Below are 25,327 nucleotides of genomic sequence, written 5' to 3'. Positions count from 1 at the left end.
CTCCACACGGGACGGAGCGGGCGGGAGCCGTCGGCCGCACGGCCGAGGGCTGCCCCATCGTGCGGTGCTCCGCTCACGTCATCCATGGAGTGGCACCACATGCCGCACGGTGCGCGCGTGGTGGCCCAAGACATTCATCGGTCGGGGCGTCCGACCGGGGTGATCAACTGGGCCGGACGGCCATCCTGTCCAGTGCCTCCAGCAGCCCCGGCAGCTCGGGTCCCCGTCCCACCGGGAGGACTTCCCCGGGAGCCTCGTCGAGCAGCACGAACGCGATGTCGTCGGTCCTGGCCACCAGTGACCAGCCCGGACCGTCGGCGCGCAGCGTCCGCGCGTCCCCGGGCGCGAAGGACGACCGCACCCGACCCAGCGGCGGCGGCGAGTCCACATAACCCCGGGCCTCCGCGAGGACCCGCCGTATCCGGGTCCGGCTCTCGCCCCCGGTCGGCTGCGCGGCGTCCTCGTCCGAGGAGGCGTCGGAGGCGGCGGGGGACCCGTCGGGAGCCTCGGCGCCGTCCGATGTGCCCGGGCCGCCCTGTGAGCCGCCGCCGGACGGCACGAACTGCGAGTCGTCGATCTGCCCTCGCCACGCCGCCCACTGCAGCGCGATCTCGTCCGCGCCCAGGCGCCGCTGGGCGGGTCCCCAGCCCGCGGTGTCCGGCGGACACAGCACGGGACCGTCCACGACCTCGGGGCCCGGGTCGTGCGGCGGGGGCACGTGGGGAGCGGCGACGGCGACGGCGAGCGGCCAGCCGGGCAGGGCCGCCACCACGGACCGCTCGTCGGGGGACAGGTCGTACTCCATGCCGCAGTCCCAGGAGGCGATGGCGACCGCGACGAGCGACACGTCGTCCGTGACGACGGTCCACCGCGCGCCGTCCCCGTCCTGCCCCAGCACCAGGCCGTAGCCGTCGGCGAGCGGCGCGAGACCGAGCGCCGCGCAAGCCTCCGGGTAGTCGTCGCCCAGCACGCTTGGGAACTGCGCCGGCGTCAGCAGCACCGCCGTGAGCACATAGAGCGCATCGTCCGCGGCGGCGACGGCGCCCTCGTCCGTCCCGGCCATCCCAGCCTCCCCAGGAGTTCGTCCAACGGCGCGCACCCTAATGCGCCCGGGAGCCCCTTGTCACGACCTCCCGGACCAGCCGGAGCTGCGGTGATCCAGCGGGAGGAGGGGAAACGCTCCGGCCTGCACCCCGGTTGGGGCGCGCCCTCGGCCGTCGCGGGAAAGTTCTTCTCTCGCTGAGCGTCGATCTACCGCTACGCACCGTAGAGTTGAAGGGAGTCGGCGGCAGAAGGGGGACGGCAGGGTGAGGCGCTTCGAGAGGCTCGAGCAGATCCGGCGGATGGACCCGCACAAGGACGCGTCGGAGATCTACCGGCTCAGCGCGGCGTACGAGTTCCCCTGGGACCACACCCGCGCGCTCGAGCTGGCCCTCTACCGCACCTACGCGGTGCCCTCCATCGGCGGGCTGCTCGCCGAGACGGCGGAGCTGACCGACCGGTCGCAGAAGCGCTACGACGACACCTCGCTGCTCCTCGACACGGTCGTCGAGCACGGCTTCGACAGCGGTCTCGGCCGCACGGCGATCCGCCGCATCAACGGGATGCACCGCTCCTACGACATCAGTGACGACGACATGCGCTATGTACTCTGCACGTTCGTCGTGATGCCCAAACGGTGGATTGACGCCTATGGCTGGCGGCGCCTGTCGCGGCACGAGGTGATCGCCTCCACCGTCCACTACACCACCCTCGGCCGGTACATGGGCATCAAGGGCATCCCGGGCTCCTACGAGGAGTTCGAGTCCTACCTCGACGCCTACGAGGAGACGCACTTCGCGTGGGACGAGGGCGCACGCCGCGTCTCCGACGCCACGCTCGACCTGATGGCCTCCTGGTATCCCCGCCCGCTCGCCCCCCTCCTGCGCACGGCCACCCTCGCTCTCCTCGACGACCCCCTGCTGCGCGCCTTCCGCTACCCGCCGCCCGGCCCGGCCACCCGCGCCCTCGTCCGTCGCGCCGTACGACTGAGGGGGCGCGCCGTACGGCTCCTGCCGCCACGCCGCGCACCCCACTACGCCCGGCAGAACCGCGAGATCAAGGGCTACCCCAACGGCTACCGGGTGAACGACTTGGGCACCTGGCCGGTTCCCGGCTTCGGCGGGTGCCCTGTGCGGCACGCGGAGGGACCGGCCAGGGACGGCTCGGCCGCGGAGTGAGCCCACCCCTGGGCATCACTCTTCCCGGACGGCCAGGGCGAGGAAGCGGGTGTCCTCGTCGGTGTACGACGTCATGCGCCACCCCGCCTTCGCCAGCAGCGGGCGAAGGTTGGGCTCCGCGCGCAGGTCGTCGGATGTGATCCGGCGGCCATGGCGGGCCGCGAGCGCGGCCCGGCCGATGGGGTGGAACAGCGCCAGCACACCGCCGCTGCGCACCACGCGCGCCAACTCCCGCAGATTCGCCAATGGTTCGGGCAAGTGTGCGACCAGGCCCGCCGCGAACACCGCGTCGAGCGAGCCGGAACGCAGCGGCAGTGCCGCCACGTCGGCGAGCAGGAGCCGCCCGTCACGATCACGACCGGCGCGTACCGCGACGTCCAGCATGGCGGCGGTCAGATCCACCCCCAGGACCACCCCCGCGGGTCCCACGGCGGCCCGCAGTGGTGGCAGGGCGCGACCTGTGCCGCACCCCGCGTCGAGGACCCGGTCACCCGCGCGCAGGCCCAGCTCGGCGACAGCCGCCGCGTAGGCCGGGCCGTCGTGCGGGAATCTGCCGTCCCAGCCGGCCGCACGGGCCGCGAAGAACTCCTGGACGTGTGTGCGGTCGTCGCTCATGTTCCGCATCATCCCCCACCAGCGAGTTACGCGTCGGTGTACCCGTGTGCGAGTGGGCTCAGTCGGACACCCCCTTCTCCGCCGGCACCTTGTCGATCACCACCCGGACGAGGAGTTCTCCGGGTACACCGTTGCGGGCGCCGAATTCCTCCGCCCGCTCCTCACCCATGTACCGCGCGCCGAGGAGGGCCGCCCAGCGCCGGACCTCCACCAGATCCTCCACGATCCGGGCGCGGCCCTCCAGGACCGTATGGGCGAACGGCGGCCGGTCGTCGTCCACGCACAGGGCGACCCGGCCGTCCCGGGCAAGGTTGCGTCCCTTGACCGTTCCCCTGCCGGTGGTGAAGACCAGCTCGTCGCCGTCGAGCAGGAACCAGACGGGGGCGAGGTGCGGGCGCCCGTCCGCCCGGACGGTGGCCAGTTTCGCGGTACGGGTGCCGTGTGTGACGAACTCGCGCCACTCGGTGTCGGTCATCTTATCCGCCATGCCCGACATCCTCCTTGCCCGGGAACCGGTCGTGGGGAAGGCTGGCGGAGAGATCCTCCGGCCAGGGGGAGTCGGCACACGGGGAGACCGAACCATGGCGCAGAACCGGAAACTGGGCTGGCTGCTGGACGACCTGACCGAGCGCGTCGAGCATGTGCGGCATGCGCTGGTCCTGTCCAACGACGGGCTGGTGACCGGAGCGAGTACGGGACTGCGACGCGAGGACGCCGAGCACCTGGCGGCGGTGGCGTCCGGCCTGCACAGCCTGGCCAAGGGATCGGGACGCCACTTCGGCGCCGGGCAGGTGCGCCAGACGATGGTCGAGTTCGACGAGGCGGTCCTCTTCGTCACCGCCGCCGGCAGCGGCAGCTGCCTGTGCGTGCTCAGCGGCGCCCAGGCGGACATCGGCCAGATCGGCTACGAGATGACCCTGCTCGTCAACCGGGTCGGCGAGCACCTCGGGCTCGATGCCCGAAAGCCCGAACAGCAGACCCCGAACGAACCGTCCTGACCTGCTCGTTCTTCACCCCTGCGGAGTTATCCACAGGCTCGCCGCGATCTCGGCGAGACCGGTTACGGTTCTGTCATCGCCAACGCACACAGCGTGAGCACAGAACCTCCACGGGGGCACCATGTCAGGCAGCACCGTCACCGCATCGAGGCGCGCGAGCCTCGCACCGAGCCACGCCGCCCGCGAGCTGGGCCTGAAACGACGTGAGTTCGAGCTGGCCGTGAACCTCGGACGGATCCGCACCGTGACCGACGAGGGAGGCGGAGGACGCCGCGTCGCCCGTACCGAGATCGAACGGCTGCGCTCACTGGACGGCTTCCCCGACACACTGCGGGACGGCGTCCGCGCGGTGGCCGGCACCGAGGCGGCCAGACTCATGGACGTGTCCGAGGCGCGGTTCAAGCGCCTGGCCCGCCTCGGCCTGATCGTGCCGGTCCTCTTCTACGTGAACCGCTACGGCGCCCTGGTCTGGATCTACCTGGCCGACGAGGTGGGGCAGTTCGCCGCGGACGAGAAGAACGCCCCGCTGCTCAACGGGCGCACGCCCGAGCCGCTGAAGAAGCAACTGGACACAGGGCTCGACCTGCGCCCCCGCAACTGGCGCGGACGCCACCTCGGATTCATGCTGCGACAGGCCGAGGACCCCTGGGAACGCGCCGGGGCCTTCGCGGCGCTGCTCGACCCCGCGCTGATCGCCGACGTGGTCAAGGACCCCTACGAACGCGCTCACCTGAACCGGTTCCGGCCGGGACCGCCCGGCCACACCAGCCCCGGAACACCGGCCGCGCGGCTCGCCGAGCAGCTCATGACGGCGAGCGACGCGGACGAGATCGACTGGCTGCGGGCCGACCTCGCGGCAGCCCTGGCCGAGGCCCGCGAACACCGGCAGGCGCCGCGTCCCACCCGCCCGTCGGCACCGGTGCACACCCTGCCCGAGCCGCGCCGGGACGCAGCCGAGCCGCAGCGGCCTCGCAGCCTGCTGCACTGGCTGCGGCGATGCAGAGGCGTCTGACTACAGCGCCCGGAACAGCCCTTCCTGGACGACCGACACCAGCAGCCGGCCCTCAAGGTCGTAGATCCGGCCTCGGGCGAGCCCTCGCCCGCCCGTGGCGATCGGCGACTCCTGGTCGTACAGGAACCACTCGTCCGCGCGGAACGGCCGGTGGAACCACATCGCGTGATCCAGCGACGCCATGTCGAACCCCCGCGGACCCCACAACGGCTCGACCGGAATGCGGACCGCGTCCAGCAGCGTCATGTCACTGGCGTACGTCAGCGCGCAGGTGTGCACGAGCGGATCGTCACCCAGCGGACCGACCGCGCGCATCCATACCGCGCTGCGCGGGTCCGCGCCCTTGATCTCGTCGGGCGTCCAGCGCAACCGGTCCACATAACGGATGTCGAAGGGCTGACGCCGCGCCATCCGCTCCAACTGTTCCGGCAACTCCCCCAGATGCTCCCGGATCTCGTCCACCACCGTCGGCAGGGACTCCGGGTCGGGAACCTCTCGGGCCGGCGGCAACTGATGCTCGAAGCTCCCTTCCTCGGGCTTGTGAAAGGAGGCGGTGAGATTGAAGATCGTGCGGCCCTGCTGCACAGCGGTGACCCGGCGGGTCGTGAACGACCGCCCGTCCCGCACCCGTTCGACCTGGTACACGATCGGCACCCCGGGGCGGCCCGGGCGCAGGAAGTACGCGTGCAGCGAGTGCACGGGCCGGTCGCCCTCCGTGGTCCGACCCGCGGCCACCAGCGCCTGGCCCGCGACCTGGCCGCCGAAGACCCGCTGCAGCGACTCCTCGGGGCTGCGGCCCCGGAAGATGTTGACCTCGATCGGCTCCAGGTCGAGCAGATCGACGAGCTTCTCGGCCGGGTTCGTCATGGGTGCCTTTCTCCTGTGCTCACAGCTGTCCGACGTCGGTGACGCGGACCACGGCGCGGCCCTCCGCGTCGGAGGCCGCCAGATCGATCTCCGCGCTGATGCCCCAGTCATGATCGTCATTGGGGTCGTCGAAGATCTGCCGGACGCGCCACAGCCCGTGCTCCGGCTCCTCCTCGATCAACAGCAGCTTCGGGCCGCGGGCGTCGGGGCCGGTGCCGAGGTCGTCGTACTCGTCCCAGTACTTGTCCATCGCCTCACCCCAGGCCTGCGCGTCCCAGCCGGACTCGCCGTCCAGCTCGCCCAGCTCCTCGACCTGGTCCAGGGCGGCCAGCTCGACCCGGCGGAACATCGCGTTGCGCACCAGGACGCGGAAGGCGCGTGCGTTGGCGGTGACCGGCTTGACCTGGTCGGCCTTCTCCTGGGCCTCCTCGGCGGTCATCTCCTCCGGGTTGGCGAGCTGCTCCCACTCGTCGAGCAGACTGGAGTCCACCTGGCGCACCATCTCGCCCAGCCAGGCGATCAGATCCTCCAGGTCCTCCGATTTCAGGTCGTCCGGGACGGTGTGGTCGAGGGCCTTGTAGGCGCCGGCCAGGTAGCGCAGCACGATGCCCTCGGTGCGGGCCAGCTCGTAGACGGAGACCAGCTCCGTGAAGGACAGCGCGCGCTCGTACATGTCCCGGACGACGGACTTCGGCGACAGCGGATGGTCGCCGACCCACGGATGGCTCTTGCGGTACGTGTCGTACGCGTGGAAGAGCAACTCCTCCAAGGGCTTCGGGTAGGTGATGTCCTGGAGCCGCTCCATGCGCTCCTCGTACTCGACACCGTCCGCCTTCATCGCCGCCACGGCCTCGCCCCGCGCCTTGTTCTGCTGGGCGGCGAGGATCTGGCGCGGGTCGTCGAGCGTGGACTCCACGACGGACACCATGTCCAGGGCGTACGACGGCGATTCCGGGTCCAGGAGCTCGAAGGCGGCCAGGGCGAACGTCGACAGCGGCTGGTTCAGGGCGAAGTCCTGCTGCAGATCCACCGTGAGCCGGACGATACGGCCCTCGGCGTCGGGCGTGTCCAGCTTCTCGACGATGCCGCCGTCGAGCAGCGAGCGGTAGATGGCGATCGCGCGCCGGATGTGCCGCAACTGCTGCTTTCGCGGCTCGTGGTTGTCCTCCAGCAGATGGCGCATCGCCTCGAAGGCGTTGCCGGGACGGGCGATCACCGACAGCAGCATCGTGTGCGTCACCCGGAAACGCGACGTCAGCGGCTCCGGTTCGGAGGCGATGAGCTTCTCGAAGGTGTCCTCCGACCAGGCCACGAAACCCTCGGGCGCCTTCTTGCGCACCACCTTGCGACGCTTCTTCGGATCGTCGCCCGCCTTGGCGAGTGCCTTCTCGTTCTCGATGACGTGCTCGGGCGCCTGGGCGACGACGAAGCCCTCCGTGTCGAAGCCCGCCCGCCCGGCCCGCCCGGCGATCTGGTGGAACTCCCGCGCGCGCAGCGTGCGCACCCGGCTGCCGTCGTACTTGGTCAGCGCCGTGAACAGCACGGTGCGGATGGGCACGTTGACGCCGACGCCCAGGGTGTCGGTGCCGCAGATGACCTTCAGCAGACCGGCCTGCGCCAGCTTCTCCACCAGGCGCCGGTACTTCGGCAGCATGCCGGCGTGGTGCACGCCGATGCCGTGCCGGACGTACCGGGAGAGGTTGCGGCCGAACTTGGTCGTGAAGCGGAAGTTGCCGATCAGCTCGGCGATCCGGTCCTTCTCCTCCCGCGAGCACATGTTGATGCTCATCAGCGCCTGCGCCCGTTCCACGGCCTGGGCCTGGGTGAAGTGCACGATGTAGACGGGCGCTTGACGCGTCTCGAGCAGCTCGGTCAGCGTTTCGGTGAGCGGGGTGCGGCGGTACTCGTAGGAGAGCGGCACGGGCCGCGTCGCCGAGCGGACCACCGAGGTCGGGCGGCCGGTGCGCCGGGTGAGGTCCTTCTCGAACATCGAGACGTCGCCGAGGGTGGCGGACATCAGGATGAACTGCGCCTGCGGCAGTTCGAGCAGCGGAATCTGCCAGGCCCAGCCCCGGTCCGGCTCGGCGTAGAAGTGGAACTCGTCCATGACGACCTGGCCGACGTCCGCGTGCCTGCCGTCGCGCAGTGCGATCGACGCGAGGACCTCGGCGGTGCAGCAGATCACCGGGGCGTCGGCGTTGACGGAGGCGTCGCCGGTGAGCATACCGACGTTCTCGGTGCCGAACAGCTTGCACAGCTCGAAGAACTTCTCCGAGACGAGCGCCTTGATCGGGGCCGTGTAGAAGGTGACCTCGTCGCGGGCCAGCGCGGCGAAGTGGGCGCCCGCGGCGATCATGCTCTTGCCGGATCCGGTGGGCGTCGACACGATCACGTTCGCGCCGGACACCACCTCGATCAGCGCCTCCTCCTGGTGGGGGTAGAGGGTGAGACCGCGATCCTGGGCCCACGACTCGAAGGCTTCGTAGAGGGCGTCGGGGTCGGCGGTCTGCGGCAGCTGATCGATGAGGGTCACGCCCCCATCTTGCCTGGCCTGCGGTCGGATGAGGGAATCGGATGCCCGCACGAAGATCGCGAACGCTACGCTGTGTCGCCGGCACGACGTCGGCGCACAGCGCCAACTGCACAGCGGCACACCAGGAACGGGGCGGGCTACGGCGATGATGGGACCAGCGCATTCTCTCTCCGGCGCCGCGGCCTGGCTCGGTGTCGGAGCGGCCGCGACGGCGGCGGGGCACTCGATGCCCTGGCCGGTTCTGCTGTGCGGCGCCCTGATCTGCGCCGGCGCCGCGCTCGCCCCGGACCTCGACCACAAGGCGGCCACCATCTCGCGCGCCTTCGGACCGCTTTCGCGCTGGCTGTGCGGGATCGTCGACAAGCTTTCCTACGCCGTGTACAAGGCGACCAAGAAGCAGGGCGACCCGCGCCGCTCCGGCGGTCACCGCACGCTGACCCACACCTGGCTCTGGGCGGTCCTGATCGGCGCAGGCGCCTCGGTGCTGGCGATCACCGGAGGGCGCTGGGCGGTGCTCGCGCTCCTCTTCGTGCACCTGGTGCTGGCCATCGAGGGCCTGCTGTGGCGGGCCACCCGTGGTTCGAGCAGCGATGTGCTGGTGTGGCTGCTGGCGGCGACGAGCGCCTGGATCCTCGCCGGGATCCTGGACCAGCCCGGCAACGGCGCGGACTGGCTGTTCACGGAGCCGGGCCAGGAGTACCTGTGGCTGGGCCTGCCGATCGTGCTGGGCGCGCTGGTGCACGACATCGGGGACGCGCTGACCGTGTCGGGCTGCCCGATCCTGTGGCCGATACCGCTGGGCCGCAAGCGCTGGTATCCGATCGGCCCGCCCAGGGGCATGCGGTTCCGGGCGGGCAGCTGGGTGGAGCTCAAGGTGCTGATGCCGGCGTTCATGGTGCTCGGCGGAGTCGGCGGCGCGGCGGCGCTGAACGTGATCTGAGGCGCCCTCCTCCGCGGGGCAGCCGCCTGGTCTCATTCGGAGGCGCGGCGGATTCCCTCGCCGTAGCGGCGTTCGAAACGGGCGACGCGGCCCTCGGTGTCGACCGTGCGGGCCTTGCCCGTGTAGAAGGGGTGGCTCTCGGAGGAGATCTCGACGTCCACGACGGGGTAGGTCTCGCCGTCGTCCCACTCGATCGTCTGGTCGCTGGTCGCGGTGGACCTGGTCAGGAAGGCGTACCCGGCGGCCCGGTCACGGAAGACGACGGGGTGGTATTCGGGGTGCTTGTCCTGCTGCATGGCTGCTCCTGGGGTGGCGGTGACGTTGCCGGGTGCGGATGCGGACGGCGGCCGGGGTCAGCCGTAGAGGCTGTCCTCGTCGACGATGTGCACGGCTGCCTCCTCCGCGGAGGCGGCGGCGCCGTCGATGCCGACGTCGGTGGCGACCAGCGCGCTCTCCTCGTCCTCGTGCGCACCTTCGTCCGGGGCGACGAGCCGGCCGGAGCGGGCCGCGCCGACCTCGTTGTCGAGGGGCTCGCCGTCGGTGCCGTCGCAGTCGCCGATGCCGTCTCCGTCCGGCGGGGCGAGGTCGGGGAGTTCCTCGGCCAGCCGCTGGTCGAGGGTTTCGCCAGCCTGCCGCTCGGCGGCGGTGACGCCGGTGTGCTCGACCGCCCAGGGCCTCTCGGGAGGGGACCAGCCGCGGTCCAGAGGACTGTCGACCCCGTCGTTCTCCAGGGTGTCCTCCGCGTCGAGCAGTCCCGAATCGTCCTGAATCTCGGAGGCGTCGGGCTGGTAGACGTCGTCACCCCATCCGTCGGCGCTGTTCACGGGTACCTCCAGGTGGTCAGGACGGGGCCGCTCCCGCAGCGGTCGGCCACGCGGGTTCACGGGCGCTCCCCGAGCCTGCGCCGTCTTCCAGCCTTCCACCCCTTTTCGCACCCGCGCAACGGCACGGGCGACGGCCGCCGGCCTCCGACGGGCGGAGGTCGCCTCCCCGGGCCGGACGGCATCCCGCGCCCGGGACTCCGGGACGGGCCCTTGCGCCGGCGTGCCGCCCGGCGCAAGGCCCGAGCCCGGTTCGGCCCGCCGCTTCTTCCGGCAGCCCAGGTCCACCCCAGGTCTAAGCCCAGGTACGCCCAAGCCCGGGCCCCGCCCCGGTGTCTCACCCGTGCCAGGACCGCCACAGCGCCGCGTACGCGCCGTCCGCCGCGACCAGCTCGTCGTGGCTGCCCAGCTCGGTGATCCGGCCGTTCTCGACGACGGCTATGACGTCGGCGTCGTGGGCCGTGTGGAGGCGGTGTGCGATGGCGACGACCGTGCGGCCGTCGAGGACGCGGGCCAGGGACCGCTCCAGATGGCGTGCCGCGCGGGGATCGAGCAACGAGGTGGCCTCGTCCAGCACCAGCGTGTGCGGGTCGGCCAGCACCAGCCGGGCCAGCGCGATCTGCTGGGCCTGTGCGGGGGTGAGCGCCAGCCCGCCCGAGCCGACCTCCGTGTCCAGGCCGTCGTCGAGCCCTCGCACCCACTCGTCCGCGTCCACCGCGGCGAGCGCCGCCCACAGCTCGGCGTCGACGGCTTCGACGCGTGTCCCCTCGCCCGACCGCAGCCGGGAGGGCGGCAGGGCGAGGAGCAGGTTGTCGCGCAGGGATCCCACGAAGACGTGGTGCTCCTGGTTGACGAGGGCGACGTGGGAGCGGACGCGTTCCGCGGGCATCCGGGACAGTTCGGCGCCGCCGAGGGTGATCCGGCCCTCCCGAGGGGCGTAGATGCCGGCGAGCAGACGGCCCAGCGTGGACTTGCCCGCCCCCGAGGGACCCACCAGCGCCAGCCGGGTGCCGGGGGCGACCTCCAGCGACACCCTGCGCAGGACGTCCACGCCGTCCAGATAGCCGAAGCGCACCCGGTCGGCGTGCACATCGCGCCCGTCGGGCGCCACCGAGGGGTCACCGGCGGCCGGCTCGATGTCCCGGACGCCGACCAGCCGGCCCAGCGACACCTGGGCGACCTGCAGCTCGTCGTACCAGCGCAGGATCAGCCCGACCGGGTCGACCAGCATCTGGGCGATCAGCGCGCCGGTCGTCAGCTGACCGACGTCGAGCCAGCCCTGCAGGACGAACGCCCCGCCGACCATGAGGACCGAAGACAGGACCGTGACATGCGTGACATTGATGACCGGGAAGAGCACCGACCGCAGCCAGAGCGTGTAGCGCTCCCAGGCGGTCCACTCCTTGATCCGCCGGTCGGACAGCTCCACCCGGCGCGCGCCGAGGCGGTGCGCCTCGACGGTGTGCCCGGCGTCGACGGTCTCCGCGAGAGCGGCGGCGACGGCGGCGTACCCGGCGGACTCCGAGCGGTAGGCGGACGGCGCGCGCCGGAAGTACCAGCGGCAGCCGACGATCAGCAGCGGCAGCGCGAGCAGCACGGCAGCGGCCAGCGGGGGCGCGGTGACGACGAGACCGCCCAGCAGCAGCACCACCCAGACGACGCCGATCGCCAGTTGCGGCACGGCCTCCCGCATGGCGTTGGCGAGCCGGTCGACGTCCGTGGTGATCCGGGACAGCAGATCGCCCGTGCCGGCCCGTTCGAGGACACCGGGCGGCAGTCCTACCGACCGGACGAGGAAATCTTCACGCAGGTCGGCCAGCATCCGCTCACCGAGTACGGCGCCGCGCAGCCGTACCTCGCGCACGAAACCGGCCTGCACGATCAGCGCCACCGCGAACAGGGTGACGGTGAGTCCGAGATGGAGCTCCCGTGCGCCCTGCGACACCCGCTCGACGAGCCCGCCGAGCAGGTAGGGGCCGACCATCGAGGCGATCACGGCGATCGTGTTGACGGTGATGAGGAGGAGAAAGGCCCGGCGGTGCCTGCGGAACAGCTCGGCCACATAGGCGCGCACGGTCGCGGGAGCGCCGACCGGCAGCGTGTGGGCCGTCGTCGGGGCCGCCGGGTCGTGGTCCGGCGGCGCGAGGCCGATCATGCGGTCTCCTCGATCTCTTCCAGGTCGTCCAGGTCGTGCAGGTCGTCCATGTTGTTCATGTTCTTCATGTGGTTCAGGCCGTCCGGGTCACCGTGGGGGCCGCCCGTGGCGGTCTCCTCCTCGGTCTCGCGGGTCACCACGGCCCGGTACCGGGGCTCCTTGTGCACCAGGTCCCGGTGGACGCCGACCGCGGCGACCTCGCCCTCGTGGACGAGCACCACCCGGTCCGCGCGGTCCAGCAGCAGCGGGGAGGAGGTGAAGACGACTGTGGTGCGGCCGCTGCGCAGTCCACGCACGCCCTCGGCGATCCGCGCCTCGGTGTGGGAGTCGACGGCAGAGGTCGGCTCGTCCAGGACCAGCACCTCCGGGTCGGTGATCAGGGAGCGGGCGAGAGCCAGCCGCTGGCGCTGGCCGCCCGACAGAGAGCGCCCGCGTTCGGTGATCCGCGCGTCCATCGGGTCGTCGGCGTGCAGGGAGCCCTGGGCGAGCGCCGCCAGGACGTCGTCGCACTGGGCGGCGGCCAGCGCCTCCGCCGGTTCGACGCCCCCGGAGGCGGGTACGTCGAGCAGTTCTCGCAGGGTGCCGGACAGCAGGACCGGGTCCTTGTCCTGGACCAGGACGGCGGTGCGGGCGCTGTCCAGGGGCAGTTCGTCCAGCGGGACGCCGCCCAGCCGCACGGAGACGCCCTCCTCGGAGGGGTGTCCGCCGAGACGTTCCGCCAGCCGTCCGGCGGCGTCCGGGTCGCCGCACACCACGGCGGTGAGGCGTCCGGCGGGGGCGAGCAGACCGGTGGCGGGGTCGTACAGATCGCCGCTCGGCAGGTCGGCCGCGCGGGAGCCGTCCGTGTCGGTGGCCCGTTCCAGTGACAGCACCGCGGCGGCCCGCCGGGCGGCGGGGCGGGAGAAGGAGTACGCCATGGCGATCTCCTCGAAGTGCCGCAACGGGTAGGTGAGGATCATGACGGAGCTGTAGACGGTGACGAGTTCGCCGACGGTGACACGGCCTTCGCGGGTCAGATGGACGCCGTACCAGACGACCACGATGAGCAGCACTCCCGGCAGCAGCACCTGGATCGCGGAGATCAGCGCCCACATGCGGGCGCTGCGCACGGCGGCGTGCCGGACCTCCTGCGAGGCCCTGCGGTAGCGGTCGAGGAACAGTTCCTCGCCGCCGATGCCGCGGAGCACGCGCAGGCCGGCGACGGTGTCCGAGGCCAGTTCGGTGGCGCGACCGGCCTTCTCTCGCTGGACGTCGGCGCGCCGAGTGGCGCGGGGCAGCAACGGCAGGACCGCCACCGCCAGCACCGGCAGGCCGACCGCGACGACGACGCCGAGGGCCGGCTGGTAGACGACCAGACCGACGCAGACGAGCACCGCGGTGACGGCCGCGGCGCTGAAGCGGGAGATGGCCTCCACGAACCAGCCGATGCGTTCGACGTCGCCCGTGGACACGGCCACCACCTCGCCCGCCGCGACCCGCCGGGTCAGCGCGGAGCCGAGGTGGGCGGCCTTGCGGGCCAGGAGTTGCTGGAGGCGGGCGGCAGCCGTGATCCAGTTGGTGACGGCGGCCCGGTGCAGGAAGGTGTCGCCGACGGCGGTGCCGGCGCAGGCCAGGGCCAGCATTCCGCCCGCGAGGGCGAGCCGGCCGCCGGAGCGGTCGACGACGGCCTGGACGGCGAAGCCGACGCAGAACGGCAGCGAGGAGACCGCCACGAAGTGGAGCAGTCCCCAGGCCAGCGACTTGAGCTGACCGCGAAGTTGGTTCCGGCCCAGCCACCACAGCAATCGCGGTCCCGAGCGTGCGTCCGGCACGCCGGGGTCGGGATACGGAAGGTCTTGGATCTGCATGACGTCCCAGTGGCTAGGTGTCGACGGGCGGGGCGAGTGGCGAGCGGGTCAGGGTAAGGAGCGAGAGCGACGAGAGGAGCGGGCGAGCCGGGAGGAGAAGACGTGGGAGGACGAGAAGTCGATGACGGACGACATGCCGTTGCGCAGCACGAAGGGCCGCGAACGGCGGCAGCAGGCCGTGAAAGGTTCGCGTCAACGCGTGGTCGAAAGCAACCCGTTTTCCCCGTGGCCGCACGGATCCGGCTACGTCTTCGCACCCTCGCGGGCACTCACATCCGGCCACGCCTTCGTGTCCCCACACCCGCCCGGATCCGGCCCCCGCCCGGTGCCGGCCACGCCTTGGTACTCCCGCGCGCGGCGGACGAGGTCCTCAGTACGGGCCCTCCAGCGGCGCCCCGTCGATCAGTGTGTCCAGCAGCCCGCCCAGGACACGGCGTTGTTCCTGCGTCAGGGGCGCCAGGATCTCGTCAGCGGCCGAGCGGCGGGCGCCGCGCAGCTCGCGCAAAGCCTTGCGGCCGTCCTCGGTGAGTTCGATGCGGATCACCCGCCGGTTGACGCGGTCGGGCGCGCGCCGGACCATGCCGCTCGCCTCCAGACCGTCGACCAGCGTCGTCACGGCACGCGGCACCACCTCGAGGCGCTCGGCCAGGTCGGCCATGCGCGGCGGCGAACCGTAGTGGGCGAGCGTGCGCAGCAGCCGCGACTGGGCCGGCGTGATGCCGAGCGCGCGCTGCTCCAGATGACGCTTCTGGATGCGGTGCACCCGGCGGGTGAGCCGCAGCAGTTGCTCGGCCAGCAAACCGTCCGGATCGGGGGTGGTCATGCGGGAACAATATCAGGATGCCATTCATTGTGAGTATAGGTAACAATGAGCTACGATCCGCTCGATCCCCTGCGGTCGGCCCTCCCCTCGTGCGGAGCCGCGTCCACCCCTCCATGAGGAGCCCATGCACCCCGACCAAGAACCGACCTGGAAGCCGCCCGCCGACGACGGGGAGGGACCCCGGCAGACGCGGCGCATCCTCGCGCTGTTCCGTCCCTACCGCGGCCGTCTCCTGGTCGTCGCCCTGCTCGTCGGCGCCGCCTCGCTGGTCACGGTCGCCTCGCCGTTCCTGCTGAAGGCGATCCTCGACGTCGCCCTCCCCGAGGGCCGCACCGGCCTGCTCACCCTGCTCGCCCTCGGCATGATCCTCAGCGCCGTGCTGACCAGCGTCTTCGGCGTGCTGCAGACACTGATCTCCACGACCGTCGGCCAGCGGGTCATGCACGACCTGCGCACCGCCGTCTACGGCCGCCTCCAGCGCATGTCCCTGGCCTTCTTCACGCGCACGCGCACCGGCGAGGTCCAGTCCCGCATCGCCAACGACATCGGCGGGATGCAGGCCACCGTCACCTCCACCGCGACGTCGCTCGTCTCCAACTTCACCAGCGTCGTCGCCACGATCATCGCCATGCTCGTCCTCGACTGGCGGCTGACGGTCGTCTCGCTGCTCCTGCTGCCGGTCTTCGTGTGGATCAGCAGACGGGTCGGCGACGAGCGGCGGCGGATCACCACCCGGCGCCAGAAGCAGATGGCCGCGATGGCCGCCACCGTCACCGAGTCGCTCTCCGTCAGCGGCATCCTGCTCGGCCGCACCATGGGCCGTGCCGACTCGCTGACGAAGTCCTTCGCCGACGAGTCGGAGGCCCTGGTCGACCTCGAGGTGCGGGCGAACATGGCCGGCCGGTGGCGGATGGCGGTCGTCACGATCGTGATGGCCGCGATGCCCGCCGTCATCTACTGGACCGCCGGGCTCGCTCTCCATATGGGCGGACCGGAGGTCTCCCTCGGCACGATCGTCGCGTTCGTCTCGCTCCAGCAGGGCCTGTTCCGCCCGGCTGTGAGCCTGCTCGGCACCGGCGTGCAGATCCAGGCCTCCCTCGCGCTCTTCCAGCGCATCTTCGAGTACCTCGACCTGCCCGTCGACATCACCGAACCCGAGCGCCCCGTCCGTCTGGAGAGGATCAAGGGGGAGGTCGCCTTCGAGAACGTCCGGTTCCACTACGACGACAGGAGCGGTCCGGTCCTCGACGGCATCGACCTCACCGTCCCCGCCGGCGGCAGCCTCGCGATCGTCGGCCCGACCGGCGCCGGGAAGTCCACGCTGGGCTACCTGGTGCCACGGCTGTACGACGTGACGGGCGGCCGGGTCACCCTCGACGGCGTCGACGTCCGCGACCTCGACTTCGACACACTCGCCCGCGCGGTCGGCGTCGTCTCCCAGGAGACGTACCTCTTCCACGCCTCGATCGCCGACAACCTGCGCTTCGCCAAGCCCGATGCCACGGACGAGGAACTGCACGCCGCCGCGCGGGCCGCCCAGATCCACGACCACATCGCCTCGCTGCCCGACGGCTACGACACCGTCGTCGGCGAGCGCGGCCACCGCTTCTCCGGCGGGGAGAAACAGCGCCTGGCCATCGCCCGCACCATCCTGCGCGACCCGCCCGTGCTGATCCTCGACGAGGCGACCAGCGCCCTGGACACCCGCACCGAGCAGGCCGTCCAGGAGGCGATCGACCGGCTGTCGGCGAACCGGACGACGCTCACGATCGCGCACCGTCTGTCCACCGTCCGGGGCGCCCACCAGATCGTCGTCCTCGACGGCGGACGCGCGGTGGAACGGGGCACGCACCAGGAACTGCTGGGGCGCGACGGCCGGTACGCCGCCCTGGTCCGCAGGGACGCCCGACTGGAGCCGACCGGCTGAAGATATGCCGGGTTTGCCCGCACCTGCGGGTTACCGTGCCCGCATGCAGACCAACACTCCGCCACGGAACACGATTCGACTGACGCGCCGGGGCCGGGTCGCCCTCATCGCGACCGGAGCCGTCGTGGCCGGCACCGCCGTGGCGGTGCCGCTGCTGACTCTCCAGGGCGAGGAGGACCCGAAGCCCGCCCTGGTGATCCCGGAGGGCTGGCGCGCCACCCAGGTCTACGCGGCCGTCGACAAGGCCCTCGCCCTGCCGCCCGGCACCACGAAGAAGGCGGTGCCCACGGCGGGTCTGACATTGCCGAACGACGCCGAGGGCAACCCGGAGGGCTATCTCTACCCGGCGACATATCCGCTCGACGACAAGTCGACCCCCCGGTTGCTGCTGAAGGTCATGGTCGACACCGCCACCAAGAAGTTCAACGCCGCCCCGGTCGCCGCCGGGGCGCAGCGCAACGCAATGAACGTCTACCAGGCGGTCACCATCGCCAGCATCGTCCAGGCGGAAGCGGCCACCAAGGCCGACATGGGAAAGGTGGCCCGGGTCGTCTTCAACCGGCTGGAGCGCGGGATGCCGCTCCAGATGGACTCCACCATCCATTACGCGCTCAACCGCAGGACGCCGAACACCACGCTCAGCGACACCCGCATCGACAGTCCCTACAACTCGTACCAGCGCATGGGCCTGCCGCCTACGCCCATCGCCAACCCGGGCGCGGACGCGATGCGCGCCGCCATCCGCCCGACGCCGGGCGACTGGCTGTACTTCGTCACGGTCAAACCGGGCGACACCCGCTTCACGGCCGACTACGCCGAGCACCAGCGCAACGTGGCCGCGTTCAACGCACAGCGCCGGCCCGGACAGAGCCCGGCGCGCTGAGCCGGCGCCCGGTCAGGCGGCGAGCGCCTCCCGGGCCAGGAGCCGTCGTATGTCCCGTACGGCCGCCCGCCCGGCCCGGTTGGCGCCGATGGTGCTGGCGGAGGGGCCGTACCCGACGAGATGGATCCGCGGGTCGGCCACCGCACGCGTTCCGTCGACCCGGATGCCGCCGCCCGGCTCGCGCAGACCCAGCGGTGCGAGATGCCCGATGGCTGCCCGGAACCCCGTCGCCCACAGAATGGCGTCGGCGGCCACGCGCTGCCCGTCCCGCCACTCCACGCCGTCCGTCGTGATCCGGTCGAACATCGGCCGGCGGTCGAGCACACCGCTCGCGAGACCCTGCCGGAGGGCGTCGTTCAGCGGCAGCCCGGTGACGGAGACGACGCTGCGCGGCGGCAGCCCCTGCCGCACCCGTTCCTCCACGAGCGCGACCGCGGCCCGGCCCGCCTCCTCGTCGAACGGCCCCTCGCGGAAGACGGGCGGCCGGCGCGTCACCCAGGTCGTGGCCGCGGCCACCGGCGCGATCTCCAGCAGATGCTGCGTCCCGGACGCGCCGCCGCCCACCACGACGACCCGCTGCCCGGCGAACGCCTGCGGACCGGGATACTGCGCGGTGTGCAGCTGCCACCCGCGGAAGGTCTCCTGGCCCGGGTAGCGCGGCCAGAACGGCCGGTCCCAGGTCCCCGTCGCGTTGATCAGCGCCCGCGCCGACCAGACGCCCGCCGAGGTCTCCACGAGCAGCCGCCCGCCCGGTCCCTCCCGCACGGCACGCACGTCCACGGGACGCCGTACACGCAGGCCGAAGGTCTCCTCGTACGCCGCGAAGTAGGCGCCGACGACCTCGGACGACGGCCGTGCCGGATCGGCGTCCGTCAGTTCCATGCCGGGCAGCGCGTGCATGCCGTGCACCTTGCCGTACGTCAGCGAGGGCCAGCGGAACTGCCAGGCGCCGCCCGGCGCGGGGGAGCGGTCCAGGACGACGAAGTCGCGGTCCGGCTCGAGACCGGACCGCCGCAGGTGATAGGCGCCGGCCAGTCCGGCCTGACCGGCGCCGATGACGACCACCTCGACCTCGCGCACACTGTCCACGCTTCCCCCAACCCCCGTGGGGCCGTGGATCTTCCCGCGAGGTCAGCGCCCGCTCGCCACCAGCAGCGGCGCACCGGCCGGACCGCCCGGCGCATGCGTCAGCAGCCCCCGGGCGGCCAGCTCGGGAATCACCCCCTCGCCGAACCAGTACGCCTCCTCCAGGTGCGGATAGCCGGACAGCACGAAGTGCTCGACGCCCAGGGCGTGATACTCCTCGATCCGTTCCGCCACCTCGCCATGGCTGCCGACCAGCGCGGTCCCCGCACCGCCGCGGACCAGCCCCACACCCGCCCACAGGTTGGGGTGGATCTCCAGGTCCTTGCGCGAGCCGCCGTGCAGCGCGAGCATCCGTCGCTGCCCCACGGACTCGCTGCGCCCCAGCGCGGCCTGTGCGGCGGCGATCGTGTCCGGGTCGAGATCGTCGAGCAGCCGGTCCGCGGCCGCCCACGCCTCGGCCGACGAGTCGCGCGAGATGGTGTGCAGCCGGACGCCGAAGCGCACCTCGCGGCCCTCCCGCTCGGCGAGCGAGCGGATCCAGTCGATCTTCTCCTTGACCTGCGCGGGAGGCTCGCCCCAGGTCAGATACACGTCCGCGTGCCGTGCCGCGACCGGACCGGCCGCCGCCGACGAACCACCGAAGAACAACGGCGGCACCGGCTCCGGGGGCAGCGCGGTCAGCCCGCCGTCGATCCGGTAGTGGCTGCCGTGGAAGTCGTACGGCAGCCCCTGCCAGACCCCGCGGACGACCGAGAGGAACTCGTCGGTGCGGGCGTAGCGCTGGTCGTGGCCGAGACGGTCGCCGAAGCGGCGCTGCTCGTCGGAGTCGCCGCCGGTGACCACGTTCAGCAGCAGCCGTCCGCGGGTGAGGCGCTGGTACGTCGCCGCCATCTGCGCGGCCAGCGTCGGCGAGAGCAGCCCCGGCCGGAACGCCACCAGGAACTTCAGCCGCTCGGTGTGCTGGGCGAGCGCCACCGTGGTCAGCCAGGCGTCCTCGCACCAGGTGCCGGTCGGCGTGAGCACCGCCTCGAACCCCAGTTGCTCGGCGGCCTTGGCGATCTGGGCGAGGTACTCGATGTCCGGGGCGCGCACGCCGCCGACCGCGCGGGGCGCGCCGAGGTCGTTCGGGGCGTAGGCGTGCCGGTCCACCAGGGTGCGGCCGTCGCCGCCCGTGGGCAGGAACCAGTGGAGACGGACGGTCATGTCAAGACTCCTTGTAGACGCGGGGAGCGGTGGTGGACGGCGGAAGGCCGCCGTTGTAGCGGGTGTCGACGAAATCGGCGAAGTCGACCTTCTCGGGGATCAGCTTCAGTTCGGCGAAGGTGTCGACGATCTCCTGCTCGGACGCGATGGCCGCATCGTCGACGGCGACCGGGACCCGCGTGCCGTTGGTGCGCTTCACCGAGGCCAGCGCCACCTCGTAGGGCAGACCGGTGTCCTTGGCCCACACCTCGGCCCATTCCTCGGGATGGTCGTACACCCAGTCCTGAGCCCGCCGCAGCCGGTCCAGGTAGTCCTCGATGGCCGCGGACTTCTCCTCGTCCGCGAGGGCGTGCGGCGCGGCGACCTGGAAGGTGAGGCCGTTGGTCACGCCGTCGCCGGTGGTGAGGACGCGGCCCTGCTTCGCCCCCAGCACCTGGGAGGTGTACGGGTCCCACACCGCCCATGCGTCGACCTTGCCGCTGGTGAACGCGGCGAGCGCGTCGGCCGGCTGGAGGTACTTCACCTTGACGTCGCTCGGCGAGAGGCCCGCCTTCCGCAGTGAGGCGACGAGTTGGTAGTGCGCCGACGAGCCCTGCGCCACGGCGACCGACCTGCCCTTGAGTTGCTGCGTGCCGGACAGCTCGGAGCCGTGCGGCACGAGGATGGTGTCGCCCTTGGACGTGCCGTGCCACGCGGCCACGACCGTGATCCTGGAGCCGGCGCCCGCCGCGAACACCGGTGGCGTGTTGCCGACGCCACCGATGTCGACGGCCTTGGCGTTGACGGCCTCCAGCAAGGGCGGTCCGGAGGTGAAGGTGGACCACTTGATCTTGTAGTCGAGGTCGTCGAGTTCCCCGGCGGCGCGCAGGACCGCTTCGGAACCCCCTTTCTGGTCACCGACGTTGAGCGTGAGGGAGCCCTTGCCGTCGACGCCGGACGAGGAGTCGGCTGCCGAGGTCCCGCCGCATGCGGTGAGGGCCAGGGCGAGGGGGAGGAGCAGGGCCGCGGGGAGATGGCGTCGTCGCATGGTGGTTCCGTTCGTCGGGGTCGGGGTCGGGGTCGGGTGCGGGTGCGGAAGGGCCGGGCCGGACAGGTGAGGTGTGGTCGGCGGGCCCGGGTGCGCAGAAGCAGGTCGGGGAGGTCGGTTCGGGGCGCGGGGATTCAGGCGGCCTGGGTGCCGGTGCCGACGCCGAGGCGTTCCAGGAGTCCGGCGCGCAGTGCGGCGAACCGCGGGTCGGCGAGGTCGCGCGGCCGGTCGAGGCCGATGTGCTGTTCGTGGGCGATGACCCCGTGGTCCATGACCAGGACCCGGTCGGCGAGCAGAACGGCCTCCTCGACGTCGTGCGTGACCAGCAGCACGGCGCAGCCGCGCCGCTGCCACAACTCGCCGACCAGGCGCTGGGCGTTGATGCGGGTGAGCGCGTCCAGCGCCCCGAAAGGCTCGTCCAGGAGCAGCAGATCGGGCTCGCGCACCAGGGCGCGGGCCAGCGAGGCGCGCTGGGCCTCGCCGCCGGACAGCGTCTTGGGCCAGGCGTCGGCGCGGTGACCGAGGCCGACCTCGTCCAGCGCCCGCGCGGCGACGGCCCGTTCGGTCCTGCCCGGCAGTCCCAGCAGGACGTTGCGCCAGACCTTCTTCCACGGCATCAGCCGCGGCGCCTGGAAGGCGACGGCCTTGCGGCGCGGCACCAGCACCGTGCCCTCGATCTCGCGGTCGAGGCCGGCGAGGATGCGCAGCAGCGTGGACTTGCCGCAGCCACTGCGGCCGAGCAGGGCCACGAACTCGCCTGGTCGGATGTCGAGTTCGAGGTTCTCGATCACCGCCCGGCCGCCGAAGGAGCGGGTCAGCCCGGCCACGTGCACGGCCTGCGGGGTCACCGGCCGGTGAATGTCGGTCGCCATTGCAGCAGCAGCCTTTCGAGCGAGCGGACGATGAAGTCGGCGAGCAGGCCGAGGAAGGCGTAGACGATGAGGCAGACCACGATCACGTCGGTCCGCAGGAAGTCCCGTGCCTGCACCATGAGGAACCCGATGCCGGCGTCGGCGTTGATCTGCTCCGCGAACACCAGCGCGAGCCAGGCGATGCCGAGCGAGTAGCGCAGGCCGGTCAGCGCACCGGGCAGTGCGCCGGGCAGGACGACGTGCCGCACGAGTCCCCACCGCGACAGGCCGAGCGACTCCCCGGCCTCGATCAACTGGGCGTCCACACCGCGAATACCGGCGTAGACGTTGAGGTAGAGCGGGAAGGTCACGCCGAGGGTGATGACGGCGATCTTCGGGGCCTCGCCGATGCCGAACCAGATGATGAACAGCGGGATCAGCCCCACGAACGGCACCGTGCGCAGCATCTGCACGGAGGCGTCCACCAGGTCCTCGCCGATTCTGAACAGGCCCGAGACCAGGGCGAGACCGGTGCCGACGACCGTGCCGAGCAGCAGGCCGGCGGCGACCCGCTGGAGCGAGGTGCCCATGGCCGCGGGCAGCGACCCGTCGGCCAGCAGATCACCGGCGACCTGGGCGATCCGCCCGGGTGAGGCGAGGACCTCGGCGGCCAGGACGCCCGTCGAGCTGAGGAGTTGCCACAGCCCGAGCAGCAGGACGGGCCCGGTGGTGCGGCGCAGCCAGCGCGGGACACGGGCGGTCCGGTGGTCGGCCGGCACTGTCGACGTGCGCGATATATCGGAAATATCCAGCTGAACGGGGCTGGGTGGGGCATGGCTGATGGTCATGAGGGCTCCACGAGGACAAGAGCGACGCGTGGTGGGCGCGTGTCCCGGCACTGCCACGCCGGAGGTTCAGGAGCCGTCAGCGCCCGTACGACCGTCGAAGCGGGCCGTACGACCGCCGAGGCGGGTCCATGGCCCACGACCCGCGGACAGATCTCGAGCGGGCCAAGGCGGAACCGAAGGCGGGAAACACGCCGGAAGACGCGGGGAAGAGCCGAAGCGAAGAGGGGGAGAGGGCGTCAGCAGCCGCGGCGACAGGCGGCGGAGGCCACCCGCAGCAGGTCGATGTGACCGCGCGTGGTGAGCAGGGCTGAACGCAACATGCGGCAGAAAGTAGCCAGACGGCGGAGTCACGGTCAATGGGTGTCTCGCAGAGTGGACCGGTGTGTCATCCACTGGTCGGCCGCTGCCGGGCACGGCCGGTCCCATGCGTCAGGATGGTGGCATGGCAGATGCGTTCACCACCCGCGTCCTGAACATCGCCACCGGCTCCGCGGAGCGCGTCGTCGACATCACCGGCGACTGCGAGTCCTTCCTGCGCGAGGCCGCGGCGGGCCGGGACGGACTGCTCAACGTCTTCGTCCCGCACGCCACCGCCGGGGTGGCGATCATCGAGACCGGTTCCGGCAGTGACGACGACCTGCTCGCCGCCCTGCACACCCTGCTCCCCGCCGACGACCGCTGGCAGCACCGCCACGGCAGCCCCGGTCACGGCCGCGACCACGTCCTCCCCGCGTTCGTGCCCCCGCACGCGACCCTGCCCGTGATCGACGGGCGGCTGGAACTGGGCACCTGGCAGTCGGTGTGCCTGGTGGACACCAACAAGGACAACACCCACCGCAAGGTCCGGCTGTCGTTCCTCGGCTGACCCGGCGCGCGACCGCGCGGCGCACGGGGACCGCGGGACCGCGCGGTGCGGGGCCGAGGAGCGCGGGGCCGTGGGGCCCCTCGGCCCCGCGCCTTCGAGTGGTGGCCGCCGGGGCGCGGGCGTACGGTCGAACGGTGAACCGTCAGTGGACGGAACCGTTCACCGCCCTCAGCAAGGGCGTTCACTGACTCTCGTGAGGGCCTGCCCCCGAGAGGGCGACATGTCATGACCAGCAGCCCGCAGCCGACGTCCGCCCCGCAGACCACCGCCCGTTCCCGCGGCGGGGGCGGGAACGGGATGGCTCTGCTGGTGATCGCCTCGTGCCAGCTGATGGTGGTGCTGGACATCACCATCGTGAACATCGCCCTGCCGGACATCCAGCGTTCCCTGGAGTTCTCCACCACCAGCCTGTCGTGGGTCGTCAACGCCTACACCCTGACCTTCGGCGGTCTGCTGCTGCTCGGCGGCCGGGTCGGGGACATCCTCGGCAGACGGCGGGTGTTCGTCTTCGGCGTGCTGCTCTTCGTGCTGGCCTCGCTGCTCGGCGGGCTCGCCCAGAACGCCGGTCAGTTGCTGGCCGCACGAGCCCTCCAGGGCGTCGGTGGCGCCATCGCTTCCCCGACGGCGCTGTCCCTGATCAGCACGACCTTCCGTGAAGGCCCGGAGCGCAACCGGGCGTTCGGCGTCTTCGCGGCGGTCTCGGCGGGCGGCGGCGCGATCGGGCTGCTCGCCGGCGGGGTGCTCGTCGAGTGGCTCAACTGGCGGTGGGTCCTGTTCGTCAACGTGCCCATCGGGCTGCTCATCGCGTTGGCCACGCCCCGCTGGATCAAGGAGTCGGAACGTCATCCCGGCCGCTTCGACGTCGCCGGGGCGCTGACCTCCACGGTGGGCATGGTGCTGCTGGTGTACGGCTTCATCCGGGCCGCCCAGGACGGCTGGCGGGACGCGCTGACGCTGGCGTCGTTCGCCGCGGCCGTGGTGATCCTCGCGGTCTTCCTCCTGGTGGAACGGCGGTCCCGGCAGCCGATCACGCCGCTGCACATGTTCGCCGACCGCAACCGTGCGGGCACGTACGGGATCATGCTGTGCCTCGCCGCCGCCATGTTCGGGATGTTCTTCTTCCTCACCCTGTTCGTGCAGAACGTGCTGGACTTCAGCCCGATGCAGGCGGGACTGGCCTTCCTGCCGGTCAGCGCGGTCATCACGGTCGGCGCAGGGCTGGCCTCGCAGTTCCTGCCCCGCTACGGCCCCAAGCCGTTCATGGTGATCGGCGCGATCCTGGCGGCGGCCGGACTGGCCTGGCTGACCCTCACGGACGTCCACTCCACCTACGCGGGCAGCGTTCTCGGGCCGATGCTGGTGTTCAGCCTGGGCATGGGCATGGAGTTCGTGTCGCTGACGCTGATGGCGCTGTCCAACGTGTCGGCGCGGGAGACCGGCGCGGCCTCCGGGCTGCTCAACGCGACGCAGCAGGTGGGCGGTTCGCTGGGGCTGTCCATCCTGGTCACCGTGTTCGGCACCGCGAGCAACGACGAGGCCGGGCGCCGGATTCCGGCGTTCCTCGCCCAGGCGACCCCGGCCGAGCGGGCGCGGTTCGAGAGCACCGGTGAGCTTCCGCCGCCCTGGAGCCACGAGGTCCTCACCGCCGGGGTCTCGGCGGCCTTCATCATGGCGGCGATCTTCGCTGTCCTGGCGGCGCTGATCGCCGTCGTGGCCATCCAGGTGCGCGCCGCCGACGTGGAACGCCTCAAGGGCACGCCGGAGTCCGGCCAGGTGTGACGCAGGTGTGACGCAGGTGTGACGGGGA

At 71.8% G+C, this 25,327-nt stretch carries 24 protein-coding genes; 8 read left to right on the top strand and 16 right to left on the bottom strand.

The features are described 5' to 3' along the window. Positions 1-163: 163 nt before the first annotated feature. Positions 164-1,063, bottom strand: a complete 900-nt coding sequence (locus ABZY13_RS14510) for a hypothetical protein (RefSeq protein WP_356630405.1) — start codon at positions 1,061-1,063, stop codon at positions 164-166. 244 nt (positions 1,064-1,307) lie between these two features. Here ABZY13_RS14510 and ABZY13_RS14505 point away from each other — a divergent pair, with 244 nt between their 5' ends. Further along, on the top strand, positions 1,308-2,219 hold the full coding sequence (locus ABZY13_RS14505) for an oxygenase MpaB family protein (protein WP_356630403.1): 912 nt from the start codon (positions 1,308-1,310) through the stop codon (positions 2,217-2,219). 15 nt (positions 2,220-2,234) lie between these two features. Here the strand turns inward: ABZY13_RS14505 and ABZY13_RS14500 are convergent, their stop codons facing one another. Both ABZY13_RS14500 and ABZY13_RS14495 read right to left on the bottom strand, forming a co-directional pair. Continuing rightward, entirely contained in the window at positions 2,235-2,834 is a 600-nt protein-coding gene (locus ABZY13_RS14500) for a class I SAM-dependent methyltransferase (RefSeq protein ID WP_356630401.1), read from the bottom strand. 58 nt (positions 2,835-2,892) lie between these two features. Continuing rightward, positions 2,893-3,321: a PPOX class F420-dependent oxidoreductase gene (locus ABZY13_RS14495; protein ID WP_356630399.1), complete on the bottom strand. Its 429-nt coding sequence runs from the start codon at positions 3,319-3,321 to the stop codon at positions 2,893-2,895. A 94-nt stretch (positions 3,322-3,415) separates the two neighbouring features. Here ABZY13_RS14495 and ABZY13_RS14490 point away from each other — a divergent pair, with 94 nt between their 5' ends. Together ABZY13_RS14490 and ABZY13_RS14485 are read left to right on the top strand one after the other, a co-directional pair. Continuing rightward, positions 3,416-3,832, top strand: coding sequence for a roadblock/LC7 domain-containing protein (locus tag ABZY13_RS14490; protein WP_356630397.1), 417 nt, complete (start codon positions 3,416-3,418; stop codon positions 3,830-3,832). Positions 3,833-3,953: 121 nt separating this feature from the next. Beyond that, entirely contained in the window at positions 3,954-4,844 is an 891-nt protein-coding gene (locus ABZY13_RS14485; RefSeq protein ID WP_356630395.1) for a DUF6397 family protein, read from the top strand. Here ABZY13_RS14485 and ABZY13_RS14480 read toward each other — a convergent pair whose 3' ends face one another. Then, positions 4,845-5,711: an acyl-CoA thioesterase II gene (locus ABZY13_RS14480; protein WP_356630393.1), complete on the bottom strand. Its 867-nt coding sequence runs from the start codon at positions 5,709-5,711 to the stop codon at positions 4,845-4,847. 19 nt (positions 5,712-5,730) lie between these two features. Next, complete coding sequence (locus ABZY13_RS14475; protein WP_356630391.1) at positions 5,731-8,295, bottom strand: DUF3516 domain-containing protein; 2,565 nt, start codon at positions 8,293-8,295, stop codon at positions 5,731-5,733. A gap of 94 nt (positions 8,296-8,389) precedes the next feature. On the opposite strand from ABZY13_RS14475, the gene ABZY13_RS14470 reads away from it, so the two are divergent. Next, complete coding sequence (locus ABZY13_RS14470) at positions 8,390-9,184, top strand: metal-dependent hydrolase (RefSeq protein WP_356630433.1); 795 nt, start codon at positions 8,390-8,392, stop codon at positions 9,182-9,184. 32 nt (positions 9,185-9,216) lie between these two features. Here ABZY13_RS14470 and ABZY13_RS14465 read toward each other — a convergent pair whose 3' ends face one another. The 5 genes from ABZY13_RS14465 to ABZY13_RS14445 all read right to left on the bottom strand — a co-directional run bounded on the left by ABZY13_RS14465 (position 9,217) and on the right by ABZY13_RS14445 (position 14,830). Continuing rightward, complete coding sequence (locus tag ABZY13_RS14465; protein WP_356630389.1) at positions 9,217-9,480, bottom strand: type B 50S ribosomal protein L31; 264 nt, start codon at positions 9,478-9,480, stop codon at positions 9,217-9,219. A 57-nt stretch (positions 9,481-9,537) separates the two neighbouring features. Then, complete coding sequence (locus ABZY13_RS14460) at positions 9,538-10,008, bottom strand: DUF5709 domain-containing protein (RefSeq protein ID WP_356630387.1); 471 nt, start codon at positions 10,006-10,008, stop codon at positions 9,538-9,540. Positions 10,009-10,342: 334 nt separating this feature from the next. After that, the gene (locus ABZY13_RS14455; protein WP_356630385.1) at positions 10,343-12,160 is read right to left on the bottom strand and encodes an ABC transporter ATP-binding protein; all 1,818 of its coding nucleotides are present in this window, start codon (positions 12,158-12,160) and stop codon (positions 10,343-10,345) included. Continuing rightward, positions 12,157-14,007: an ABC transporter ATP-binding protein gene (locus ABZY13_RS14450; RefSeq protein ID WP_356630383.1), complete on the bottom strand. Its 1,851-nt coding sequence runs from the start codon at positions 14,005-14,007 to the stop codon at positions 12,157-12,159. Before ABZY13_RS14450 ends, ABZY13_RS14455 begins: the two co-directional genes overlap by 4 nt. 370 nt (positions 14,008-14,377) lie before the next feature. Next, positions 14,378-14,830, bottom strand: coding sequence for a MarR family transcriptional regulator (locus ABZY13_RS14445; protein WP_356630381.1), 453 nt, complete (start codon positions 14,828-14,830; stop codon positions 14,378-14,380). Between the two features lie 124 nt (positions 14,831-14,954). Between ABZY13_RS14445 and ABZY13_RS14440 the strand changes: the two genes are divergently transcribed. Together ABZY13_RS14440 and mltG are read left to right on the top strand one after the other, a co-directional pair. Further along, positions 14,955-16,757, top strand: a complete 1,803-nt coding sequence (locus tag ABZY13_RS14440; protein WP_356630379.1) for an ABC transporter ATP-binding protein — start codon at positions 14,955-14,957, stop codon at positions 16,755-16,757. A 43-nt stretch (positions 16,758-16,800) separates the two neighbouring features. Continuing rightward, the gene (gene mltG, locus ABZY13_RS14435) at positions 16,801-17,640 is read left to right on the top strand and encodes an endolytic transglycosylase MltG (protein WP_356630377.1); all 840 of its coding nucleotides are present in this window, start codon (positions 16,801-16,803) and stop codon (positions 17,638-17,640) included. 12 nt (positions 17,641-17,652) lie between these two features. Here mltG and ABZY13_RS14430 read toward each other — a convergent pair whose 3' ends face one another. The 6 genes from ABZY13_RS14430 to ABZY13_RS14405 all read right to left on the bottom strand — a co-directional run bounded on the left by ABZY13_RS14430 (position 17,653) and on the right by ABZY13_RS14405 (position 22,975). Beyond that, entirely contained in the window at positions 17,653-18,729 is a 1,077-nt protein-coding gene (locus ABZY13_RS14430; RefSeq protein ID WP_356630375.1) for an NAD(P)-binding domain-containing protein, read from the bottom strand. 42 nt (positions 18,730-18,771) lie between these two features. Then, positions 18,772-19,929 (bottom strand): LLM class flavin-dependent oxidoreductase, encoded by a 1,158-nt coding sequence (locus ABZY13_RS14425; RefSeq protein ID WP_356630373.1) that lies wholly within the window; start codon positions 19,927-19,929, stop codon positions 18,772-18,774. A 1-nt stretch (position 19,930) separates the two neighbouring features. Then, entirely contained in the window at positions 19,931-20,956 is a 1,026-nt protein-coding gene (locus ABZY13_RS14420; RefSeq protein ID WP_356630371.1) for an ABC transporter substrate-binding protein, read from the bottom strand. A gap of 134 nt (positions 20,957-21,090) precedes the next feature. Continuing rightward, complete coding sequence (locus tag ABZY13_RS14415; RefSeq protein ID WP_356630369.1) at positions 21,091-21,828, bottom strand: ABC transporter ATP-binding protein; 738 nt, start codon at positions 21,826-21,828, stop codon at positions 21,091-21,093. Continuing rightward, a complete protein-coding gene (locus ABZY13_RS14410) occupies positions 21,801-22,655 on the bottom strand; it encodes an ABC transporter permease (RefSeq protein WP_356630367.1) in 855 nt (284 codons plus the stop codon). Before ABZY13_RS14410 ends, ABZY13_RS14415 begins: the two co-directional genes overlap by 28 nt. 236 nt (positions 22,656-22,891) lie before the next feature. Further along, entirely contained in the window at positions 22,892-22,975 is an 84-nt protein-coding gene (locus tag ABZY13_RS14405; RefSeq protein ID WP_349817350.1) for a putative leader peptide, read from the bottom strand. A gap of 122 nt (positions 22,976-23,097) precedes the next feature. On the opposite strand from ABZY13_RS14405, the gene ABZY13_RS14400 reads away from it, so the two are divergent. Both ABZY13_RS14400 and ABZY13_RS14395 read left to right on the top strand, forming a co-directional pair. Next, a complete protein-coding gene (locus tag ABZY13_RS14400) occupies positions 23,098-23,520 on the top strand; it encodes a secondary thiamine-phosphate synthase enzyme YjbQ (protein ID WP_356630365.1) in 423 nt (140 codons plus the stop codon). 225 nt (positions 23,521-23,745) lie between these two features. Beyond that, a complete protein-coding gene (locus tag ABZY13_RS14395) occupies positions 23,746-25,299 on the top strand; it encodes an MFS transporter (RefSeq protein ID WP_356630363.1) in 1,554 nt (517 codons plus the stop codon). The last annotated feature ends 28 nt before the right edge of the window (positions 25,300-25,327 follow it).

This window comes from Streptomyces sp. NPDC006610 (assembly GCF_040611575.1).
Lineage (GTDB): Bacteria > Actinomycetota > Actinomycetes > Streptomycetales > Streptomycetaceae > Streptomyces.
Note: the sequence above shows the minus strand (reverse complement) of the source record. Positions and strands in the feature narration are given on the sequence as shown.

What these genes read in the sequence shown, in the direction of transcription:
- ABZY13_RS14500 (WP_356630401.1), bottom strand. Translation starts at nt 2,834, where the DNA reads ATGAGCGACGACCGCACACACGTCCAGGAGTTCTTCGCGGCCCGTGCG.
- ABZY13_RS14445 (WP_356630381.1), bottom strand. Translation starts at nt 14,830, where the DNA reads ATGACCACCCCCGATCCGGACGGTTTGCTGGCCGAGCAACTGCTGCGG.
- ABZY13_RS14455 (WP_356630385.1), bottom strand. Translation starts at nt 12,160, where the DNA reads ATGATCGGCCTCGCGCCGCCGGACCACGACCCGGCGGCCCCGACGACG.
- ABZY13_RS14410 (WP_356630367.1), bottom strand. Translation starts at nt 22,655, where the DNA reads ATGACCATCAGCCATGCCCCACCCAGCCCCGTTCAGCTGGATATTTCC.
- ABZY13_RS14405 (WP_349817350.1), bottom strand. Translation starts at nt 22,975, where the DNA reads ATGTTGCGTTCAGCCCTGCTCACCACGCGCGGTCACATCGACCTGCTG.
- ABZY13_RS14400 (WP_356630365.1), top strand. Translation starts at nt 23,098, where the DNA reads ATGGCAGATGCGTTCACCACCCGCGTCCTGAACATCGCCACCGGCTCC.
- ABZY13_RS14395 (WP_356630363.1), top strand. Translation starts at nt 23,746, where the DNA reads ATGACCAGCAGCCCGCAGCCGACGTCCGCCCCGCAGACCACCGCCCGT.
- ABZY13_RS14480 (WP_356630393.1), bottom strand. Translation starts at nt 5,711, where the DNA reads ATGACGAACCCGGCCGAGAAGCTCGTCGATCTGCTCGACCTGGAGCCG.
- ABZY13_RS14495 (WP_356630399.1), bottom strand. Translation starts at nt 3,321, where the DNA reads ATGGCGGATAAGATGACCGACACCGAGTGGCGCGAGTTCGTCACACAC.
- ABZY13_RS14470 (WP_356630433.1), top strand. Translation starts at nt 8,390, where the DNA reads ATGATGGGACCAGCGCATTCTCTCTCCGGCGCCGCGGCCTGGCTCGGT.
- ABZY13_RS14490 (WP_356630397.1), top strand. Translation starts at nt 3,416, where the DNA reads ATGGCGCAGAACCGGAAACTGGGCTGGCTGCTGGACGACCTGACCGAG.
- ABZY13_RS14425 (WP_356630373.1), bottom strand. Translation starts at nt 19,929, where the DNA reads ATGACCGTCCGTCTCCACTGGTTCCTGCCCACGGGCGGCGACGGCCGC.
- ABZY13_RS14420 (WP_356630371.1), bottom strand. Translation starts at nt 20,956, where the DNA reads ATGCGACGACGCCATCTCCCCGCGGCCCTGCTCCTCCCCCTCGCCCTG.
- ABZY13_RS14465 (WP_356630389.1), bottom strand. Translation starts at nt 9,480, where the DNA reads ATGCAGCAGGACAAGCACCCCGAATACCACCCCGTCGTCTTCCGTGAC.
- ABZY13_RS14440 (WP_356630379.1), top strand. Translation starts at nt 14,955, where the DNA reads ATGCACCCCGACCAAGAACCGACCTGGAAGCCGCCCGCCGACGACGGG.
- ABZY13_RS14450 (WP_356630383.1), bottom strand. Translation starts at nt 14,007, where the DNA reads ATGCAGATCCAAGACCTTCCGTATCCCGACCCCGGCGTGCCGGACGCA.
- ABZY13_RS14415 (WP_356630369.1), bottom strand. Translation starts at nt 21,828, where the DNA reads ATGGCGACCGACATTCACCGGCCGGTGACCCCGCAGGCCGTGCACGTG.
- mltG (WP_356630377.1), top strand. Translation starts at nt 16,801, where the DNA reads ATGCAGACCAACACTCCGCCACGGAACACGATTCGACTGACGCGCCGG.
- ABZY13_RS14510 (WP_356630405.1), bottom strand. Translation starts at nt 1,063, where the DNA reads ATGGCCGGGACGGACGAGGGCGCCGTCGCCGCCGCGGACGATGCGCTC.
- ABZY13_RS14485 (WP_356630395.1), top strand. Translation starts at nt 3,954, where the DNA reads ATGTCAGGCAGCACCGTCACCGCATCGAGGCGCGCGAGCCTCGCACCG.